General features: G+C 56.5%; 16 protein-coding genes and 2 pseudogenes. 7 read left to right on the top strand and 11 right to left on the bottom strand.

The genetic code is table 11. The features are described from left to right. The 3 genes from Q0601_RS22080 to Q0601_RS22070 form a co-directional block, all read right to left on the bottom strand. Complete coding sequence (locus tag Q0601_RS22080; protein WP_305292125.1) at positions 1 to 789, bottom strand: DUF3313 domain-containing protein; 789 nt, start codon at positions 787 to 789, stop codon at positions 1 to 3. Positions 790 to 1,087: 298 nt separating this feature from the next. Then, entirely contained in the window at positions 1,088 to 1,843 is a 756-nt protein-coding gene (locus Q0601_RS22075) for a carboxylesterase family protein (RefSeq protein ID WP_305292123.1), read from the bottom strand. Between the two features lie 600 nt (positions 1,844 to 2,443). Next, a complete protein-coding gene (locus Q0601_RS22070; protein ID WP_305292121.1) occupies positions 2,444 to 2,836 on the bottom strand; it encodes a winged helix-turn-helix transcriptional regulator in 393 nt (130 codons plus the stop codon). A 110-nt stretch (positions 2,837 to 2,946) separates the two neighbouring features. Here Q0601_RS22070 and Q0601_RS22065 point away from each other — a divergent pair, with 110 nt between their 5' ends. Beyond that, positions 2,947 to 3,837 (top strand): NmrA/HSCARG family protein, encoded by an 891-nt coding sequence (locus Q0601_RS22065; RefSeq protein ID WP_305292119.1) that lies wholly within the window; start codon positions 2,947 to 2,949, stop codon positions 3,835 to 3,837. A gap of 543 nt (positions 3,838 to 4,380) precedes the next feature. Here the strand turns inward: Q0601_RS22065 and Q0601_RS22060 are convergent. The 4 genes and pseudogenes from Q0601_RS22060 to Q0601_RS24895 all read right to left on the bottom strand — a co-directional run. Further along, complete coding sequence (locus tag Q0601_RS22060; RefSeq protein ID WP_305292157.1) at positions 4,381 to 4,938, bottom strand: LysR substrate-binding domain-containing protein; 558 nt, start codon at positions 4,936 to 4,938, stop codon at positions 4,381 to 4,383. Positions 4,939 to 5,023: 85 nt separating this feature from the next. Then, positions 5,024 to 5,815, bottom strand: a complete 792-nt coding sequence (gene istB / locus Q0601_RS22055) for an IS21-like element helper ATPase IstB (RefSeq protein WP_305292118.1) — start codon at positions 5,813 to 5,815, stop codon at positions 5,024 to 5,026. After that, a complete protein-coding gene (istA, locus tag Q0601_RS22050; protein WP_305292156.1) occupies positions 5,805 to 7,277 on the bottom strand; it encodes an IS21 family transposase in 1,473 nt (490 codons plus the stop codon). Before istA ends, istB begins: the two co-directional genes overlap by 11 nt. 467 nt (positions 7,278 to 7,744) lie before the next feature. Beyond that, a pseudogene (locus Q0601_RS24895) lies at positions 7,745 to 7,922 on the bottom strand (IS91 family transposase); the annotation flags it as partial. Positions 7,923 to 8,177: 255 nt separating this feature from the next. On the opposite strand from Q0601_RS24895, the gene Q0601_RS22045 reads away from it, so the two are divergent. Both Q0601_RS22045 and Q0601_RS22040 read left to right on the top strand, forming a co-directional pair. Then, a complete protein-coding gene (locus Q0601_RS22045; RefSeq protein WP_305292117.1) occupies positions 8,178 to 9,728 on the top strand; it encodes a DUF2125 domain-containing protein in 1,551 nt (516 codons plus the stop codon). 220 nt (positions 9,729 to 9,948) lie between these two features. Continuing rightward, entirely contained in the window at positions 9,949 to 10,896 is a 948-nt protein-coding gene (locus Q0601_RS22040; protein ID WP_305292115.1) for a hypothetical protein, read from the top strand. 58 nt (positions 10,897 to 10,954) lie between these two features. Here the strand turns inward: Q0601_RS22040 and Q0601_RS22035 are convergent, their stop codons facing one another. Beyond that, the gene (locus tag Q0601_RS22035) at positions 10,955 to 11,698 is read right to left on the bottom strand and encodes a helix-turn-helix transcriptional regulator (protein ID WP_305292114.1); all 744 of its coding nucleotides are present in this window, start codon (positions 11,696 to 11,698) and stop codon (positions 10,955 to 10,957) included. Positions 11,699 to 12,142: 444 nt separating this feature from the next. On the opposite strand from Q0601_RS22035, the gene Q0601_RS22030 reads away from it, so the two are divergent. From Q0601_RS22030 to Q0601_RS22015, 4 genes are all read left to right on the top strand, one after another. After that, a complete protein-coding gene (locus Q0601_RS22030; protein WP_305292113.1) occupies positions 12,143 to 12,457 on the top strand; it encodes an H-NS histone family protein in 315 nt (104 codons plus the stop codon). A gap of 839 nt (positions 12,458 to 13,296) precedes the next feature. Continuing rightward, positions 13,297 to 13,689, top strand: coding sequence for a hypothetical protein (locus Q0601_RS22025; protein ID WP_305292112.1), 393 nt, complete (start codon positions 13,297 to 13,299; stop codon positions 13,687 to 13,689). A gap of 118 nt (positions 13,690 to 13,807) precedes the next feature. After that, on the top strand, positions 13,808 to 14,692 hold the full coding sequence (locus Q0601_RS22020) for a hypothetical protein (protein ID WP_305292111.1): 885 nt from the start codon (positions 13,808 to 13,810) through the stop codon (positions 14,690 to 14,692). Positions 14,693 to 14,899: 207 nt separating this feature from the next. Next, entirely contained in the window at positions 14,900 to 16,441 is a 1,542-nt protein-coding gene (locus Q0601_RS22015; RefSeq protein WP_305292110.1) for a helix-turn-helix domain-containing protein, read from the top strand. A gap of 121 nt (positions 16,442 to 16,562) precedes the next feature. Here Q0601_RS22015 and Q0601_RS22010 read toward each other — a convergent pair. The 3 genes and pseudogenes from Q0601_RS22010 to Q0601_RS22000 form a co-directional block, all read right to left on the bottom strand. Then, positions 16,563 to 17,420: pseudogene (locus Q0601_RS22010) on the bottom strand (IS5 family transposase); the annotation flags it as partial. A gap of 201 nt (positions 17,421 to 17,621) precedes the next feature. Then, the gene (locus tag Q0601_RS22005) at positions 17,622 to 18,059 is read right to left on the bottom strand and encodes a GNAT family N-acetyltransferase (RefSeq protein WP_305292109.1); all 438 of its coding nucleotides are present in this window, start codon (positions 18,057 to 18,059) and stop codon (positions 17,622 to 17,624) included. 480 nt (positions 18,060 to 18,539) lie between these two features. Then, positions 18,540 to 18,815, bottom strand: coding sequence for a helix-turn-helix domain-containing protein (locus Q0601_RS22000; RefSeq protein WP_305292155.1), 276 nt, complete (start codon positions 18,813 to 18,815; stop codon positions 18,540 to 18,542). Between the last annotated feature and the right edge of the window lie 425 nt (positions 18,816 to 19,240).

The following is a 19,240-nucleotide window of genomic DNA, read 5'->3' as shown; positions in this document are numbered from 1 at the left end:
TTAGGGACGTTTCTCTGTCCATTGTGGCGGCGCGCCAAATTGGGATACGATAGCTCCGGGGATGCCCGCCGCCCGGCCGAACTGGTCGCAAGCGACATATTTTGGCTTGCGACCGAGCCAGGATTTGATCTCGTGCCCTTTGGGAAGTGAGACGCTGAACCCCTGCGAATCCGTACCAGACACAAGAAGCTCGGCGAATTCGTCGCCGAATCTTGTGGCAAGACCGTAGGCGTCGCCAATTTCGGAATAACGCGGACTGTCCTGAATGGAATTCGCCCCGCGAGACCATACCATGGCCGCACGCTGAACGCCGTCTCGATCCAATGCCTCGGCCTCCATCGCCAACCCTCCAAGGCCGATCGGAATCCGGGGAAGGCCGACGGGCGACACCGCGCTGCTTCCCAGTGTCGTAACCGTCGAAACCCCTGCCATGATCTTGTCGGTCAGGACGATATCGGTCACGGTGGATTGCACCGTCAGATCCGCAGGCACGCCGTCCGGTACCATTCGATACCTGTTACTAAGGCCGATGCAAAGCGCCCGATCAAGCCCATTGGCAATCAGCATCCGGTCATTCGGCAGCGGCACCTCGGCCGCGGCCGAAGCGGAAAAGGCTGACGGAATGATCCGCGCAGTTTTCGCAGATGCCAGACCCTGCGCATCAGCATAGCTTCGCGTTTTGGAAAACCTTCCTTCGGAAGGGCCGAGATTGCTGTAGGATGTAAGGGTTCCGCCGGTTTTCAGCGGAACGGAAGCACATCCCGAAACCGCGAGGAGGGCAGGCAGCATCAGATGTGCAAGCCAAGCTGGGGCTGCCGTTCGACGGCGGGATAATTGGGTCGGTTTACTGTTGCGCATGTTCTCAAACCTCTTTCGCGACTATTCGGCGCGAACATGTAGAGGTCGAATTGCGCCAGCATTACGGTCTGCCCGGCTCGTGACAAGTATAGAAAAACGTCACAGATCCAGCACCACCTCGGTTCCATTTGGGGTGCTGGCGATAGCAATTTGCACCTTGTGGCCGGTGACGATCTGCTTGACCAGGCTCAGACCAAGGCCCGCACCACTGCTTTTCGGGGTGGCCGGCTTATTCCGCGACCTCAGTTGGCGTGAGTTGCTGTTGACCAAGCCAATCCCACAATTCAGGGTCTTCAAGCGCCTTCATTTCGACTCCTTCGTGTGTCACGCCCTCTAAAATAGAAAGACGGACGTTGCGATCCAGCTCTTTCAACCTTTGAACCAGAACCACCGTGTCGCTGAGCGGAATCACATCGTCATCGGTCGAATGAAAGGCCCAGAATGCCGTGTTCTCGCTCGTCCGGTTGAGGTAGTGACGTGTGCCGCCGCCAGCGATGGGGACTACGGCAGCAAAGGTATCTGGAAACTGCGAGGCCATAGCCCAGGCACCAAACGCACCACGGCTGTACCCGATAAGGTAAATCCGGCTCTCGTCAATGCGATGCGTAGCAACTACTTCGTCTAAAGCCGCCTTGATCCGCTCGATTGGGTAGAGCAGTTCCTCACTCGGATTTTGCGGTGAGAAGACCACGAACGGGAGGTTTTTCCCCTGCTCGATCATGCTAGGCAGGCCGCTTTCACGAACCAAGGACACGTCGTTACCTCCTTGATCGCCTCCATGCAGCCATACAACCAAGGGGTAATCTTGCTCAGAACTCTCGTAATCTTCCGGCGTATAAAGCAAATAGTTGATGTCAACCGACATTGAAGCCGCCGAGGTCATGGCCGCTTGCTCCGCAATGACGGCGCTCGCGCCACCGAGCGACAGAACCGCCACGGTAAGGGTGGCGATCCCATGTCTAACTGTAGATCTCGTCATTTTCATGTGTCCTCCATTGATTTTAGATCGACATCCCTCAGCGTCACCGGCCATCCTGCGATGGTTGACGGGTGGGACCTGCCACCAACCTTTCACTGGCAAGACAGAAGGGCGTAGGCAACCGGTGCTGTACCTACCAACTCTGGACCACCCGAAGCTGGAGTTTTCGGCCCTTGTTTAGGGTGTCCACTGAGCGGCGGCAATATCGTGTTTTGGAGGGTAATCGGCGGTGTTTGGCGGGCCGCGACCGATAGTGATGATCACTACGTTTACCCTATAGCCCTCTAAATTGAGAAAAAAGCGAATGGCTGCAAAGGGGTGGACAGCGGGCTGGTGGCTTATGGGCGTCAAGACAAGAAAGAATCTCGCAAATGCTTCGCTCGTTCGCGGATGAATGCCCGCAATCGCCCCCGATTATCGGTCGTCGATGATGGTGATCGGCTGTTGCGGTTGACCGTGGCACCCCGCCAATCATCGCCCGGGTGTTTGCGGCAGGTGTTACCCGCTGGACCGCGCTTTCAAAACACGTACACCATCCGGTGTCTTTCCGCACCAGAGCTGAACGACGTATCGGTCGTCTCCTTCAAGGCCGTATTCGGTGAGGGCTTACAATCTCCCGTCGTCGTAAGCGCGGCGGTGTTCTCTGATGGTGTGCAGGTTGTCGTGAACCCAGAAGTTGAACACCTCAAGGGCGTGCAAAGCGCCGATACCCATGTCTGTCAGTTCATACTCCACACGCGGCGGCACTTCCGGGAAATAATGGCGTGCGACTAGCCCGTCGCGCTCAAGATTGCGGAGTGTGAGTGTCAGCATCCGCTGCGTGATACCTTCCACCTCCTTTTTGAGCGTTGAGAAGCGGAGCCGATGATCCGCCGCGAGCGAAAGGCGCCAAAGGACGGGAACAGTCCACTTGTCGCTCAGCAGCGCACAGATCCCGTTTAATGGAACGGGTTTGAATGACCGACCTTCCCCAGATCCTTGTGGTGCGTCGGCGTGCATTTGCTTGTCCAAAGGTATCATTTGTGTGCCTGATGCAGAAAAATGTGCCGTCTTCCGGCGGGTTTATATTAGTATATATGGATAGCCCTTGTTCCATGCGAGGGTATCCAATGACCAATGACAAAAAAGCCATTCTGGTTTTCGGCGCCACCGGGCGGCAGGGAGGATCTGTCGCCAAAGCCTTGCTGAAGGCAGGGTGGCCCGTTCGCGCGCTTGTATTGGACGCCACCGGGACCGAATCTTTGAAGCTGCGGAATGCAGGCGTTGAACTTGTACAAGGCTCTTTCGAGGACAGGCATGTCATCCACTCGGCCATGAGAGATGCTCATGGTGTCTTCAGCGTGCTGCCTGCCAACCTGACTGCTGAAGACGAAGTCCGTTATGGGATCGCGATTGCGGATATCGCAGATGAAACCGGCATTGAGCATTTCGTGTATTCTTCGGGTGCCAGCGCGGGGGATGTGCTGACGGGAGTGCCGCGCTTCGACGCCAAGCCACGCATCGAGGCGCATGTCCGAAAGCTCCCCGTCACGACCACCATCATTCGGCCGATGATCTTCATGGAGATGCTGGTGCGACCGGGCTTCGGCCTAGATCAAGGCCGGTTGATATCGCTGATCCGACCAGACCAATCGATTCACCTGACCGCCGTGGAAGATATCGGCAAATTTGCTGCTGCCGTACTTGCCGACAAAGCGCGCTTCGGCGGCAAGACCATGAAGATTGCCGGCGACCGGGTGACAGGGAGCGAACTTGAGACCGCCTTCACCGAAGCTGCCGGACGTCCGATCACCTATGAACGCTTCCCTGATGATGTTCTCGCAGCGAATATGGACCTCGCGCATATGGCAAAGAGCTTGGAAGACGGCCCGCTCGCCGAGAAGGTCGACCTTGATGCCATGCGTGAGATCAACCCGGAATTGCTTAGTCTGCGTTCCTGGCTCATGAGCAGCGGGCGCCGGGCGCTTGAGGAGGCCTTGGGAACAACGGGACGACGGTAGCAAGTTCCGGGGGTAAGCATTCGCGGAGGACCGTGGCTATGCAGCCCTGAGGATTTCGTTCCGGGTCTTCCAGTTGCATCTCACGCGATTAGGTCGATGTGGCCAAGTTCTACAAGCACCTGAAGTTTGCCGGCGTGCCCATCGTCCCGCTGGTTGAGGGCGAGGTCAGCGAGCTTCATGTCGGCCTCACGCCCTACTAATTTTCTTATCGTGCATCGAAAATACCGAAGTCCCTGACTGATCCAGCTGAGTTGGAATTCGAGGTGACACTAGAAGCCTCGCCGCCGACTAACATCCATATACTGATCGGCCGTAGGGGGAGAAATATAGTTAACAGGAGACGTGTGCCGCCTCTGCTCTCAAAATATTTCGCGCTGTAGCGCAGAAGCGGCGGCTTGCTATCTCACCTGCCAGAACGCGCTTATCGACGGCAATGTCGTACTATCGAGGGCAATCGGCGGCAAATGGCGGGCCGCGACCGACAGAGATGATCACTACGTTTGCGCTATAGCCCTCCAAGTTCGTTCCCAATAGGACGGCGCGTTATCTCCATTGCCTGATATGCTCGATCAGGGCTCGCATCTTCGGCGCCATGTTGCGGCGCTGGGGGAAGTACAGGAAGAAGCCGGGAAAGGGCGGCAGGAAATCACCCAGCAGGGGCACGAGTTCGCCGGTTTTCACAAACGGCCGGAAGGTTTCCTCCAATGCGAAAGTGATGCCGCCTCCCGCGAGCGCGGTGCGCAGCATCAGGCGTAGGTCGTTGGTGGTGATCTGAGGTTCGACCGCCACGTCGAAGGGAACGCCGTTCTCCTCGAACTCCCAACGGTACGGCGCAACGTTCGGCGACGGACGCCAGCCGATGCAGCGGTGATGAACAAGCTCGCGCGGATGTTCCGGCGCGCCGTGGATCTCGAGATAGCCGGGCGTTGCGACCACCATCTCGCGCTGGTCGCTGGTCAAAGGGACGGCGATCATGTCTTGCTCAATCACCTCGCCCAACCTCACGCCCGCGTCAAAGCCGGCGGCCACGATATCGAACTCCTCGTCCGTGACCGTGATATCGATCGTCACGCCCGGATGCGCCATTGCGAAGGTCGCGATAAGGGGCCCCGATGTTAATTTTCGCTGAGAACTGACCCGGGTTTTTCATCGAGAATTGACCCGCCTGAAGGTTATGTTCTGTTGCTCATGTATCGGTCAAGTCCTGGCCTCCTTCTGTCATCTTTTTTGCTGCTGCCGAGCTTGCCCTGAAGCGGAAACTGTCGTTCCCAGTCTCCAGGATGTGGCAGCGATGCGTGAGCCGATCGGGCAAGGCGGTTGTCATCTTGGCATCGCCAAAGACGCTGGCCCATTCGCTGAAGCTGAGATTGGTGGTGATGGCCACGCTGGTCTGCTCATAAAGCTTACTCAGCAAATGGAAGAGAAGGGCCCCGCCTGTCGCACTGAACGGCAGGTAACTGAGTTCGTCCAGGATCACGAGATCGAGCCGCACCAGGCTGTCTGCGATCTTCCCGGCCTTGCCCTGCAGCTTTTCCTGTTCGAGCGCATTGACCAATTCGACGGTCGAGAAGAAGCGGACCTTCTTGCGATGATGCTTGATGGCCTGAATGCCAAGGGCGGTGGCGAGATGCGATTTCCCGGTGCCGGGCCCGCCGATCAGAACCACGTTCTGGGCGGCGTCAAGGAACTCGCAGCGATGGAGTTGGCGGATCAGGGCTTCATTGACCTCGCTGGCCGCGAAGTCGAAGCCGGAGAGGTCCTTATAAGCCGGAAAGCGGGCAATCTTCATATGATAGGCAATGGACCGCACTTCGCGTTCTGCCATCTCGGCCTTCAAGAGCTGCGAGAGCATCGGCACCGCCTCTTTGAAGGCGGGGGCACCCTGTTCGATCAGGTCGGTGACAGCCTGAGCCATGCCGTGCAGCTTCAGGCTTTTGAGCATGATGACGACGGCTGCGCTGGCAGGATCATGACGCATGGCGGGCCTCCCGGCTCTGGCCGCGCAACCCGTCATAGCGATCGACATCGGCCCGGGGCTCATTCCGCAAGGCAAGAGCTTGCGGGGGATCGATATCGGGCGTGCAGGGCGTCTTGCCGTCGACCAATCGGTGCAGGATATTCAGCACATGGGTCTTGGTCGGAACCCCGGCTTCCAGAGCCAGTTCCACGGCAGTCAGCACGGCCTGTTCATCGTGCTGCAGCACCAGGGCCAGCACCTCGGCCATTTCCCGATCGCCCCCGCGCCGCCGGAGCAGATGATGCTGGAGTTGGCGGAAGGCGTCCGGCATCTCGGCGAAGGGAGCCCCGTTACGCAAGGCGCCGGGCTTTCTCTGGATGACGGCCAGGTAGTGCCGCCAGTCAAAGACTGTCCGTCCTGGTGCCTGGTGTGATCGAACGATCACCCTCTGATGCTCGCAGAGAATATGCCCTTCTGCGGCAATCACGATCCGGTCGGGATAGACCCGCAGGCTGACGCGCTGGTTCGCGAAGGATGCCGGCACACTGTAACGGACACGTTCAAAGGTTACCAGGCAGGTTGGCGACACACGTTTGCTCTGCTCGATGAAGCCATCGAATGCTGGAGGCAGGGCCATCAGCGCGGCTCTCTCGGCATGCCAGACATCCGCGATGGTCCCGGGCAATGTGCCATGGGCCGTGTCCTTCCACAGGGCAAGGCAGCCTTGCTCCAGCCAGGCGTTGAGCGCGGTCAGATCCGGGAATGCCGGCATGGTTTGCCAGAGCTGGTTGCGGCTGTCCTGGACGTTTTTCTCCACCTGCCCTTTCTCCCAACCCGCCGCCCGATTGCAAAACTCAGGCTCGAAGACATAATGGCTGGCCATCGCCCTGAAGCGGGCATTGACCTGCCGATCCTTGCCGGTCAGGACCTTGTCCACCGCCGTCTTCATGTTGTCATAGATACCTCGGGCCGGCACCCCGCCGAACACGCGAAAGCCGTGCCAATGGGCGTCGAACAGCATCTCATGGCTTTGCAGGAGATAGGCGCGCAACAGGAAGGCGCGGCTGTGGGACAACTTGATATGGGCCACCTGAAGCTTGATGCGCTCGCCGCCGATCACCGCCCAGTTCTCGCTCCAGTCGAACTGGAACGCCTCGCCGGGTTGAAAGACCAGCGGCACAAAGGTGCCGCGGCCCGTCGTTTGCTGATCCCGCCGCCGATCTTCCTGCCAGGCGCGGGCGAATGCAGCCACCCGGCCATAGGAACCGGTAAAGCCGAGCACAACCAGATCCCGGTGAAGCTGTTTGATCGTGCGGCGCTGCTTGCGACTCTCCGTCAGCAGCCAGACAGAAAGCTTCTCGGCATAAGCATCCAGCTTACTGGGCCGGTCGGGAATCTTGAAACTCGGTTCCGTCGTGCCGCTACGAAGATACTTCCGGATCGTGTTGCGCGAGAGGCCGGTTCGCCGCGCGATCTCGCGGATCTACATTCCCTCTCGCAATGCCCAACGTCGAATTACACTCAAAAATGCCATGTCTATCACTCCATTGCCCCCTGCAAATCGCAGACAGGGCGAAGTTCGCACATGGGTCACTTCTCAATGAAAATTCTCTGCCAACCCGGGTCAGTTCTCAGCGAAAATTAACAGGCACTTGTCAAAAACTTCCTGACGCCAGATCCCGAAGATCAGGATACGCCTCAGGTTTCACCGTCAAAAACTCCTTAACAAAAATCATGCTGAAACCACTCGATTGCCTTCTGCACCTAACCGCCCACGAAGCCCGCTTTGATGCCGATCTGTTCCAGGCCGTTGGCGAGGTCCTTGTGGCCCATTCATCCGAGGTGGGTCTATCAGCAATCCATGATTGCAACCAGCATGTCGTACACCTGCAATGATTACCATATGCATATCGGGTTTATCTCGGCCTGGCTCCCGGCATGTGTGATGCCCATCCAGTCCCGGACCGCCGATCTTCGGTATTTCCGACAATGGCGGTTTTCGCAGGTATTGGGCGCCGCCCATTACCCTGAGCCTGGTCAAGCTGACATGCCTAGTATCGGCCCGCCGCCACACGGTGTCGTGCCTTTGGAAGATGTCAGCAAGCGATAGATTCGGATGCCGGGACATCCACAATGGAGGCATCGTTGGACTCGCCATTGCCTTGGTCGTTTCTTTGTATGCGGCATCTGCCACGAAAAATGGGAAAGATGAAAAGCGGCCCGATGGCATGGAGCCGGTGCGTCTGTTCAAAGCTTGACTACAGATGACCAATCTCAAAGCTGTCGGAGTCCCATTTTGGCCGAATATTTTTCAGTTCCCATACTTGACCGCAATAGTCGGACATTGAATGTTAGCCTCGATTTTTTGTTCGAAAGGTAAAATATGAATCCGCATTTTATAACGAAAACATCCGCCCTAGCCCTGATTTGCGCCGCGGGACCGGCATTTGCCGATGTCACGCCGCAGGAGGTCTGGGACGATATGGTAAAAAGCTACGGCGCTTTCGGGATCGAGGTCGAAGGCCAGACATCAGAAGACGGTGCCACGCTTACGGCAGAAGATATCGTTTTTCGCGTCACGATCCCCGAGAAGATGACAGACGAAGACGAAACCGCCACATTCGAATTGACCTCAACTGGCTGGCAATTCGTCGATAACGGCGATGGCACGGTTTCGATCGTCCTGCCGGAAACCACCCCGGTCGGTATGCGCGGAACCGACAAAACCGGGGAGGCGTTCAATGTCAGCATGGAGTTGACCGGCGAGAACCAGGAATATCTGGTGTCCGGCGATCCGGATAACATGACAACCGAGTATTCGGCGGACAGGCTCACGGTCAAGGTTATCGAAGCGATGGCGGAAGGGGAGGCTGTCTCCGATCTGGACATGGTTTATAACATGCACGATGTCGCCACCAGGACGGTCTCGACCGTGCGGGAAATGCGCGAGATCGAATATGAATCCAGCGTCGCCAGCACCGATTACACCATGGATATGGTTTTTCCGGAGCAGCCGAAAGAGGACGGGTCCGGTCCTGTTGAAGGCTCGGGAGGGGTGATGAAGGCCTCGGGCAAATATGGCGCGACGGTAATGTCGGCCTCTGGCAGCGTGCCGGCGGATGGTTTCACCCAGGATTTCAGCAATACGATCAGCAGTGGCACCAATGGCAGCTTGACGGCAACCCTTGCCGATGTCTCGCAAACCACCGAAGTCATGGAATCCGGTCAGCCGCTGGAATACACCACGGCCTACGAGTCTGCCGAGATGGAGGCGCGTATCGGAGAAGACGGCCTGCACTATGGCGGGACCGGGACGGGAATGAGAATCGACGTGACCGCAGCGCAAGTCCCTTTCCCGATCAATTTTGCGGCGGAGACATTCGGGTTTGATGCCCTTGTTCCGCTGCTTAAATCGGAAGAAGAGCAGGATTATGAACTGGGTCTGGAGCTTCGTGATTTGACGGTTAACGATGAAATCTGGAGCATGTTCGATCCGCAAGCCCAGCTGCCTCGTGACCCGGCAACGGTTTCCGTGAATATTTCCGGGGCGCTGACATTGATGCAGAATCTGGCGGAATCATTTGAGTCCGACACGCCGCCGGGCCTGCCCAACAGCCTGTCGCTCAATGAGCTGCACATTTCCCTGGCGGGGGCGTCGCTGACCGGAGAGGGGGGAGTGACCTTCGACAATGAGGATATGCAGACCTATCCGGGCTTGCCCAAGCCTGTCGGCGAAGCCAGCTTTGAACTGACTGGCAGTAATACGCTGCTTGATACGCTGGTTGGAATGGGGCTGGTCCCCGAAGCGCAGGCGATGCAGGGCCGGATGATGGTTGGAATGTTTGCCGCGCAGACCGGCGATGACACACTGACCTCGAAACTCGAGTTCACCGAGGACGGCCATGTGCTGGCCAATGGTCAGCGCGTGAAGTAAGTATCACGGGATGCAAAACCGGCCACGGGGGCGCATTCCTCGCGACCGGTACGCCCGGGTTGTTATCGAGCTGGCTTGCCAAAAGATATGCTGCAAGCTCACGGCCGCCGCAGGAAGCGTGCGCTCATTGCTGGGCGGACACCTTGACTAGCATAGGCCGCAAAGAGTGTCTCATCGCGCTAAAAAATCGTCAGGCCTTACCCGATCGAACGGAAATATCATGAACTCTTTTCTGGCTGCCGGTTTCCTGGTTTGCGCAACTGTCCTCCCCGTCGTCGCTAACGACGCGCGTTGCGTTGCCGACCTGGAAGCCACCGATCCTGTGCTCGATGGTGTGTTGGCCGATCTGGCGCCAGTGTTCGAGGAGGATCGCTGTGTGCTGCGCGATCTGGACCTGGCGCTTCCGGGAAGTGGTCCCGAACAGGTTCTGCATGTGGGAGAGATCAACTGGAAGACGGAGTGGGCAGGCAGAACAGGGGAAACAATCCCGCGAGCCCTCGTTCTGGACGTGCAGGATGCATGGCTTTTGACACAGGTGAGAGACTTTGAAGATCTCGCCTATCAAATACGACTGGTCGCCGAATTGAACAGCACCGACCTGCATCTGGATTACACATTGGATCCGGAGACTGAGCGGTTTGAGCTCAACGAGCTGGATGTCCGGGATACCTCGGGAAACCGGTTGGCTGTGAGTGCGCAGCTCGGAAATTTCGACCTTGCCGCGCTAACCACCAGGCCACTTCAGCCGGATCGTCTGATGAAGTTCCGGCTGAACGAGCTCGATATCAGGTGGCGCAATACCGGTTATTTCGAGGGCATGACGCAGCTCTGGCTGCCTCTGGTTTATCCCCGGTTCGGCGATACGCCTGAACTAGCCGTTGAGAACATGAAAATATGGCTGCACGACCACATCGGCAAACTGCCCGGCGGCTTGGCAACACCGAACAGCCGTGATGCCATGGCAGCCATGGTGGAAACCCTGCCCCATCCCGAAGGCATCATGCATGTCCACCTGGCAGCCGGGAACGGCCTCGCGCCGCAGGATATTGCGGTCGGGTTTCCGAAGGGCGCGCCGTCATGGGGCGCATTGGAAACGATCCTGAGCGGAGTCCGCCTCAACGCCGACTGGCAACCATCCGAAGGTTGCGACTGCTTGGAAAAGTGGTGATCTGATGCTGTCGTTCAATGGCTTCGCCGAGAGCAACGAGAGGAGCCCATGGCGGACGTCACCGAAATCTGGGGAGCTTGCGGTCCGGTAGGTCATACGGATGGTCGCCGCCACCCCGCAAATTAGCCTCATCTTTCGAAGAAATACCGAAGGTGCGCCGGAAGGCTTGGCTAAAGGCACTTTGCGACTGGTAGCCAACAGCGTTTGCGATGTTGGCCACTGTTGCAATGTCGCGCTTGAGACCCGTTCGCGCTAGGGTTAGCCGCCAGCTGCGTAGGTAGGATAATGGCGGTTGGCCAACCCGGCGGGTGAATTCAGCGGAAAAAGCCGATCGCGACATGCCCGCAACGTCGGCCAGTTCGGCCACAGTCCGCGGGTGAGCGACCTCCTGGCGCATAACGCCCAAGGCGCGGTCGAGGCGTAGGTCGAGTAGCGCGCCGAGCCAGCCCATATCTCCGGGTCCGACATTTGCCGCGTAGGTCTGTATCGCTTCCACCAAAAGGATATCGGCAAGGCGAGCGCTCACGATCTCGCGTCCGGGTATGACCCGACCTTGCGCGCGCGTTTGCACCGGGCCGGGCGCGGTTGAACCTTCCGCGTCCGCCTGGGCTCCCGCGAGAATGTGGCTCTGAGCGATGCGCCGCTTCTGAACTTTGCCGCCAAGCCGCTCGGGGATGATTGGCTGATCGTCATCAACAACGTCGCTCCGCGCACCGCCCTCAACGCGTATCGCAAGCGGTGGGCCACCGAGTGCCTCAAGACCCGCGGGCTCAACCTGGAGGACCACGCTTGCCGAACCCATTCAAGCTTGATCTCCTGATGGCGCTTGTCGCTCTCGCGGTCGCTTGGGCAGGACGCACCGCCGCAGACAGATTCGGACGGCAGAACCCGCGACGAAAAACCCATGGATACTATGCAAAGTCCTGGTTCCGAACCGGCTTCGACCACATCCGAAATCGTCTGAGGACAAAGCTACTCGATACCATGCTGCCTTGGTTCAGGATCCCTGTAAAACCCAGGGAAAACTCCAGAGTCGTGTAGCGTGTCGCTGAGACCCGAAATGCGGATGCTGGGCTGAACCCGAAGCAAGATTGATCCTGGTGCTGTGTTATAACAACCCTGACTCCTGCTTTTTCAAGAGAAAGAAAACGGAGAACGTGATAAAGAGAATTTGTTTTGCGCTTCCAGTTTTTGCGGAATAGAAACGCTGTCTCAATTATAACTCACGGCAAAGGATATGATCTTAATGGCGCAAGTAGATCTTCAGGCAATGGATCTCCATGAGCTGAGACGATTGCAACGGGAAGTCGAGGCCGCGATCGCCAACTTCACCGTGCAGCGGAAAGCCAAGGCATTGGCCGCATTGGATACGACAGCCAAGGAATATGGTTTTACACTCTCTCAGCTTGTCGCAGGAGAGCGCAGGGGCCGTGGGATCGTTACGCCGAAGTATGAGAATCCGGAACAACCCGGGCAGACTTGGGCCGGACGCGGCCGCAAGCCAAAATGGGTGATCGAGGCTCTCGAAACCGGAAAGACGCTTGAAGATCTGGCGATTTGAGCTTCTTTTCTGCTCAACCTGGAAATTGGAACGTGACTCCATACCGATGAGCTCCAATTCGGGAAGTGACCGAATCAGAGGCATGGGACTGGCGGAACAAATCTGACATCCGACATGCAGCCGCAAGCCTCAGGGCGGCGGCGCCTGGCTTGAATGCATACCGAAGGGAATGCATCCATAGGTCGTGTCAGATCTTTTCTTTTCCTGATCACTGCATTTATGGGCAAGATGCGAATGGTTTACTGATTCTGTTTTGCCGTTCCGGAGAACGAGATTCTCAATTCCAGGCGGTTTCAACGGCCGAGACAGATTTTCGGATTTTGATCGTCCGTCATAGCGCATTGCAACATTTCCACTACATTCACATGCCAATCTTGACCTTCCGGTCAATAATGAGGCGAATTTTTGCGTAACAGGGGGAAAGATGTCATGGATAATTTGTTTTTGAGGGAATTTGCATATACTGCAATATGCATTGGCTTAATTGTTGCGGCTATTGTTTGAGCTGATCTTCGATTAAAAATTTATTTTAAGACTGTGAAAATAAACTCATTAAATTTTAAGTGGAGGTCAAATAATTTGGCGTAGATTCTTGCGTGGAGGTCGTTGGCGTAATTTCATTTGCGTTTATTGATGCAATAATTGAATCATAATTAATGTGCCGTTTCGGAATATAAAATAACACCATTTATTGATAATAACGTCAGTTAATCAATTGTTAAATATAGATTATATGTATGAGCGGTCGTTCGCCAATTTTAATTGATTTATGAGCGGATAATTGCTAACTGTGTTTCTCGAAGCGACAGGAAGTCGTTTCTGTTAAGGGAGATCTTGAAATGAAAAAGTTTATAATTGCCGCTTCAGCGGTATTTCTGACCGTGGGCGCCGCATCGGCACAAACGGTTCTCGGCACTGGCGCCTGGTCCGGGTCTGAAAGCGGTGCACAATTCGCCGGTCAGACTGGGTCCGGCACCTTTGGAGGTGTCGCCGCAGCATCCAATACGACCTCGATGGGTCTGAGCTCGACCGGCTCTGCTGCTGGTTGGACCGGTATTGGTGGCGGCGGCGCAGCTTCCGGTTCGGTGACGGGGACCACGGCGGCTGGTGCGACGAACAATACATCGACCTCGGGTTCCCTCGGCTTTGGCGGTGCGACCGCTTCGGGAACTTATGGCGGCTCCAACGGAAGCAGCTCCGGCGCTTTCGGCGGTTTCGGCACCATGTTCTGAGACCAGGTGTCACGACTTAAGCCTGCATGACCGGGCTTAAGTTGGCCGGGGTGGGTGTCCGAACGTGCCGACTCCGGCCTTCATAACCACCTCTGCGTTCGGAGGGGAGGAAAATAAAATGTTTAGCTACAACAGAAATATCACTCCTGCAGCTGTCGCCTTTTTAGCATTCTTGACCGCTTCGGCGATTTGGGTGCCTCAGGCAGAAGCTCAGACAACCAGCAGCAATTCATCATCCAGCTCATCGAGTTCCGCGGAGGTCGAAAGCTCTGCAACAGCCTCGGCATCTGGGGGCATGTCCAATGCCCAGATCTATCTTGATCAGCGCGGTAGAGCCCAGACCCGGACCCAGCATGAGTATAGCGGGTCCTACGAGGTGCGGTCTGCGCCGTCGGTTCAGCCGCCATCCATGGGCTCAGGTCATCCTTGCGGCCTTGGAGGTAGTATCGGGATCTCGATCATCGGCGGCGGTGCCTCGGGAGGTGTGACTCAAGTCGACGAGGCATGCCTGCTGGCTCAGATGGGGCAAGGTCAGGCGGCGCTGATCATGATCGCCTCAAGGGATCCCGGCGCCTGTGCGGCCCTCCGCCAGGTCGGGAGCATCCCTTCTAGCAGCATATGCTCCTCATCGGAGCGACGTGCTGCAGGCCGCTCGGATCGTGCGCAAAGGACCGCACCGAGAATTGCTGCTGCAGCACCCGTCGCTGCGACATCGATGGGTTCGATCACCGATTATGTGACATGTTCGCGAAATGACAGCGGACAGATAGTCGCCAGGAAACGCGGTGATGCCCCGTTCAGCGATGCGCAGATCTCGCAGCATTGCCGCGGACAGATCGATCTGATTGCGTTGAACTTCACGGAAGAGAAGAAACCAACGGCAAGATTATCTGATCATGTGACATGTTCGCGGAATGACAGAGGTCAACTCGTGGCGAGAAAGAGCCGCAATGCTCCTTTCACCGATTCTCAGATTTCCGAATACTGCCGCACTCAACATTAGGGAAAATCATCACCCTGCCGTAGGATGACCCTACGGCAGGTTTGATATTTAAACCTGCTTGGGAAAGCCTGTGCGTTGGTTTCGCCAATTACAGGTTGTTCGAGCTTCCTGGAAAAACATGAAGCGTTTCGGGCATACGCGGTAAGGGGAGGTTGATTTTAAAGGGGTTCGTTTTGACCGAGTGTCCGTAAAAAATAGAAACTACCATTGATCGATGCGGGGGGCGTTTTGACTTGCTATCACGATCTCGTTTTTCAGCCTGACATGAAAACGGCAAAACAACTGAACGGTTCCGTCATTCGTTTTTCCCGTCAGGAACACGCCCTGTTGCTGTGTTTTGTTCGAAACCCGCACAGGCTGATCACCCGGGCAGAGCTTCTTGGTGTCCTGCAGAATGGAAACGGAAACCTGTCCGAGCGTAAAATCGACTATCTCATCAACAGGCTAAGAAAGCGTCTCGGAGATAGTGCGAGGAAATCACGCTTCATCGAGACCAGATATGGCGATGGCTATATATGGTTCGCCGACCCGGTCAAGCCGAACGTGCGATCGGCATTTCTCCTGATCGGTCCCATACATGCATATGTTCCAGGGCAGGATCCGCCTGTTGGTTTCCCCAATCTTTTGGCCGCAAGCATCAGCAAGGCGCTGAATGAAAACAAGGAAATTATTGTCAGCCCGGAATGGCATCCCGATCCAATGAGTCGAGACAATTTCGAATTCACCCTCGAGGTGAGTAAGCATGTCGATGAAGGTGTCAAGCATATTGCATTGGTGTTGCGTGACGGAAAATCAGGGAAGGTGATCAACAAATTCCGCAAGCTCTTCCCGGTCGAAGATGCGCTGGAATGTATCGATACCCTGACGCAGCAGATCATCTATTCCCTTTGGAAATACGAGATATTGATCGATCTGGGACCCGAGGCATCCGTCATGCGGGATGATCGTGTGAAAAACTGGCACGAGGACGCGGCTCACATGCTCCATGCCAGTTCCATGAACATTGCGGCGTCGGAACGTTCGGTCATGACTGCGCTCAATAAATACGGCGCGCTCATCCAGAGCATTCATCTCTCTCCATTGAGCGAAGAGGAGTGGAATTTGCAGGAGAATGAAATCGAGGATCTCTGTCTCAGGGCGTTGCCGGATGCGCATGGCAACCCGCGACATCTGCTGGCAATTGCAAAAATGCTGCGCTTTATCGACCGGGGTTACCTGGAGTTGGCATGCCGGCTGACCAATGAAGCTTTCCACGGCAGCACGACCTTCGCAGCGGTATTCACGCTGAAAGGGCAGATCGAAGCGAACAAGGGGAATATCGCTTCGGCAATATCGTATTACGACAAGGCAATCGACATGGTCGAGCCGGCCAGTTCAGCCCATATCCACCTGCTGATCCTCAAGGTCTTCGCCTGGATGGCCGATGGGAACAGGGATTCCGCCTATAATGCCGTGGTGGAACTTCACAGCATTGCGCCTGTCGATCGAAACATGTTCGGACTGCTCATGCTTCCTCCTGGCGCAAAGCGGCTCTGCTCGGCCGCGGAAAACATGCTGGCCGGATTTACTCCTGACACGGGCCGGAACCTCACGCGTTACCTCTTCAAGGCTTGGGCCAAGCAGTTCCAGGAGAACGAGCATAAGAAGAATATCCTGCAAGGGTTAGCCTACCATCTTCAACGCCACCATGGGACATCTGTCATTTCGAAGGACGTCGCCGAGCATTTCCCGAGATTGCTTGTCGGGTAAGGTCGTGCTTCCGGTCAGGCCCAGCCTGATCGAGATGGTACAAGGGTAGCGCCTTGCCAGGCAGGAGGTCTCCATTTGAATGCCAGATTCCTTGACGGATGCGGGGCTTCGCCTAATTTGTTCAGGCTGAACAACGGTGTCGATCGGCGAGATTGTCGGTTGGTGTCGTGATCCCCGGCATGATTGCGGCGTATATGGCGGCCAGGATGAATGCCATCAGAGCCCTGAGATGGGCGAGGATCTTGCGGATGTTGTGGCCGCAGCCGCAGAGGACGGCGAAGATGGCATCGCCGAATGTGCCTTTCAGCGGGCAGCGGGACAGACGTCCATCGGTTTTCATGTGCCCGATCTCGGGCTCGATGGCGCTGCGTCGTCGCAGCAGCGACTTCAGCTTTGGCGTCAGGCCCCGGCGCGTTCCGCTGATCAGCACTTTCGTGCCCGCTACACCGTGGCCGCGATACCCGCGGTCCACGACCGCCAGCTCTGGGGTCTGGCCAGTCAGGATGGCCACCTGCTCCAGGGCTTCGAGCAGGGTGTGGCCGTCGTAAGGGTTGCCCGGCAGCGCCCGCATGCCGACGACAAAGCCCTGGTCGATGGTGGTGGCCAGGCTGACCTTGGTGCCGAAGTCATAGCGTTTGCGCGCTTTGCCCTTTGAGATGCAGTCCACCTCGGGTTCATGCAAAGCGTAGATCTTGCCGCGGCTCCTGGGATCCTGATGCAGCAGGCGACCGACCAGTGAGAGGGTGTCCAGAACCCGCTCGCGGAAAGAACCCCCGGGGATCTCCTCCAGCTGACGGCGGATGTCGCGCAGGACGCGGCCGGTGTAACCCTTCAACTTCTTCAACGCCTTGCGCATGCGCTTGAATTGCCGGGCATGGGCATAACGCCCGATCCGCATTGCCAGGCGCGGAGCCAGCCGGTTGTAGTTCTGCCGCAGCGTGATCCCGCCTTCATCGGCAAGAGCGACAAGCTGACGACGGCCGACACATAGACATATCGCAATGATATCAGATCGCTGAATGGCGGCAATGGACTCATCACTTCGATCACTGCAAGATCGTTGAACGGCAACCACAGCTAGGGCACCATCGACCAGAGGTACCTCAGAACCCGCCCAAGAAAGGCGCTGTACACCGCGCACAGCCAGAAGGTCTGAGAAGCAGGACGAAGCCGATCATTGCTAAGAGACCCGTCTTTCCATGCGCAAGGCCAACGCCTCGAAGCCCAAATTCCGATAGAACGCATGTGCATCTATTCGATGATTGCCGGTGGTGAGTTCAACAGTGGCACATCCAGCTTCTTTTGCGAGGCATTCTGCCGCCGTAACCAATGCGCGTCCAAGCCCGCGCCTGCGAAACCTTGCCGCAACGACCAGCGTCGTGATGCGAGCTACCGGTTCCGGATAGAAAAGTAGAGGTGCGATGTGAAGGGCCATCAATCCTACGGCATTCTCTCGTTCGTGCGCGATCAGCACCGGGTTAGACTTGCCGTCTCCGACCAAATGCCAGCGGCGCAAGATTTCCTCGACCGAATGGTCAAATCCAAGCCCTTGCATGAGCCGTGCTATTGCTTGCGCATCTTCATGACCAGCTTGACGAATTTTATAATTGGTAAGCAACGGCGGCCCTCCTGATCCACACAAGTCGACGCTGGTCTTTAACATATATCAGGTCCGCCTCGCGAATACGGTGCGGACAGGGCGGTCGTAGCAAGCGTTGCAGTAAGGCTCCGAGTGGCGGTCATCTGCGAATTGCGTCTACGTGGGGATTGACCTGCTGGCGGTTCGAAGCCTGAGTATTTGCCGCTATAGGTATTACCTGCGGATAATAAAATCGGTAGAATACAATTGTTCGACAAATAAGATTTTGAAATAAAAAACATTTCACGAGAAGAGCTTGTGCCACTGTCACTGTCGAGAGCACCAATTGTAAACGTCTTGCTGCCTGACAAAACGCTCGGCTATCAATGAGATGCTGATCATCTTTACGCAAAGTGTCAGCACCGAAGGTGCATGGGGTGTGAATATTTTCTCCTCTGGTTTACCTGATCTTCACGCCGGAGAATCTTGGATGATAAACCATTTCTGCCTAACGATGTCTCATGAACGCGACAACCGATGGGCAAGCCGAACGCCAGGCCCGCTACCATTTTCTGGGATGAACTCAACGCCGGCGGCTTCCAGTGCAGTAGACAAGGCCTTAATCGTTGTCTGCCTCGGAGTGGTTTGGGCACTTTCAATTCTGGCAAGAGTCCGAACAGTCAACCCGGATGCACTGGCTAAATCCTCTCGTGTCCAATCAAGTAATGCTCGAGCAGCCCGAATCTGTTCGGGGTAAATGTCCTTTTTTATGTCATTATTGCTTGAAAATGTCATAAAACCGGTCATAATGTTCCTGCGATTACTATATTGCGGCCGCACGGTGTGCAGCAACACCCCGTGCGGCCTAACCACAACCCCAGCTTTAGGGAGCTCGGATCATGGGTGATTCCGACCATACACGAATTCACGCTGGCGTCACGCGCCGGAAGGCGCTTAAGGTGACAGCAGCAGGCATGATGTCCGTGCCATTTCAGATCATTGGCCCTGTTGCGGAGGCAGGCGCTGATAGTGCTGGTGCCGACCCGGCACTGGCACTCTGGTGGGTGTTGGCCGTCAGCACCCATGGCACAGATTTGAGGTTGTGATTTAAGGAGGATTTGGGTCTCGTCGGAGTGACGAAGGAACGCAGATGAGACCCAAATCCTCAAAATCGAAATCACCCTCCAAAGCCCCCGCCGAACAGGTGGTGAAAGATATCC

This window comes from Paracoccus wurundjeri (assembly GCF_030678915.1).
Lineage (GTDB): Bacteria > Pseudomonadota > Alphaproteobacteria > Rhodobacterales > Rhodobacteraceae > Paracoccus > Paracoccus onubensis_A.
This window is presented reverse-complemented; position numbering and strand designations above follow the sequence as displayed.

Coding starts and splice junctions, on each gene's coding strand:
- Q0601_RS22045 (WP_305292117.1), top strand. CDS start 8,178: ATGAATCCGCATTTTATAACGAAAACATCCGCCCTAGCCCTGATTTGC.
- Q0601_RS22035 (WP_305292114.1), bottom strand. CDS start 11,698: ATGGGTTCGGCAAGCGTGGTCCTCCAGGTTGAGCCCGCGGGTCTTGAG.
- Q0601_RS22070 (WP_305292121.1), bottom strand. CDS start 2,836: ATGCACGCCGACGCACCACAAGGATCTGGGGAAGGTCGGTCATTCAAA.
- Q0601_RS22025 (WP_305292112.1), top strand. CDS start 13,297: ATGAAAAAGTTTATAATTGCCGCTTCAGCGGTATTTCTGACCGTGGGC.
- istB (WP_305292118.1), bottom strand. CDS start 5,815: ATGCGTCATGATCCTGCCAGCGCAGCCGTCGTCATCATGCTCAAAAGC.
- Q0601_RS22065 (WP_305292119.1), top strand. CDS start 2,947: ATGACCAATGACAAAAAAGCCATTCTGGTTTTCGGCGCCACCGGGCGG.
- Q0601_RS22000 (WP_305292155.1), bottom strand. CDS start 18,815: ATGACATTTTCAAGCAATAATGACATAAAAAAGGACATTTACCCCGAA.
- Q0601_RS22020 (WP_305292111.1), top strand. CDS start 13,808: ATGTTTAGCTACAACAGAAATATCACTCCTGCAGCTGTCGCCTTTTTA.
- Q0601_RS22040 (WP_305292115.1), top strand. CDS start 9,949: ATGAACTCTTTTCTGGCTGCCGGTTTCCTGGTTTGCGCAACTGTCCTC.
- Q0601_RS22075 (WP_305292123.1), bottom strand. CDS start 1,843: ATGAAAATGACGAGATCTACAGTTAGACATGGGATCGCCACCCTTACC.
- Q0601_RS22030 (WP_305292113.1), top strand. CDS start 12,143: ATGGCGCAAGTAGATCTTCAGGCAATGGATCTCCATGAGCTGAGACGA.
- Q0601_RS22080 (WP_305292125.1), bottom strand. CDS start 789: ATGCTGCCTGCCCTCCTCGCGGTTTCGGGATGTGCTTCCGTTCCGCTG.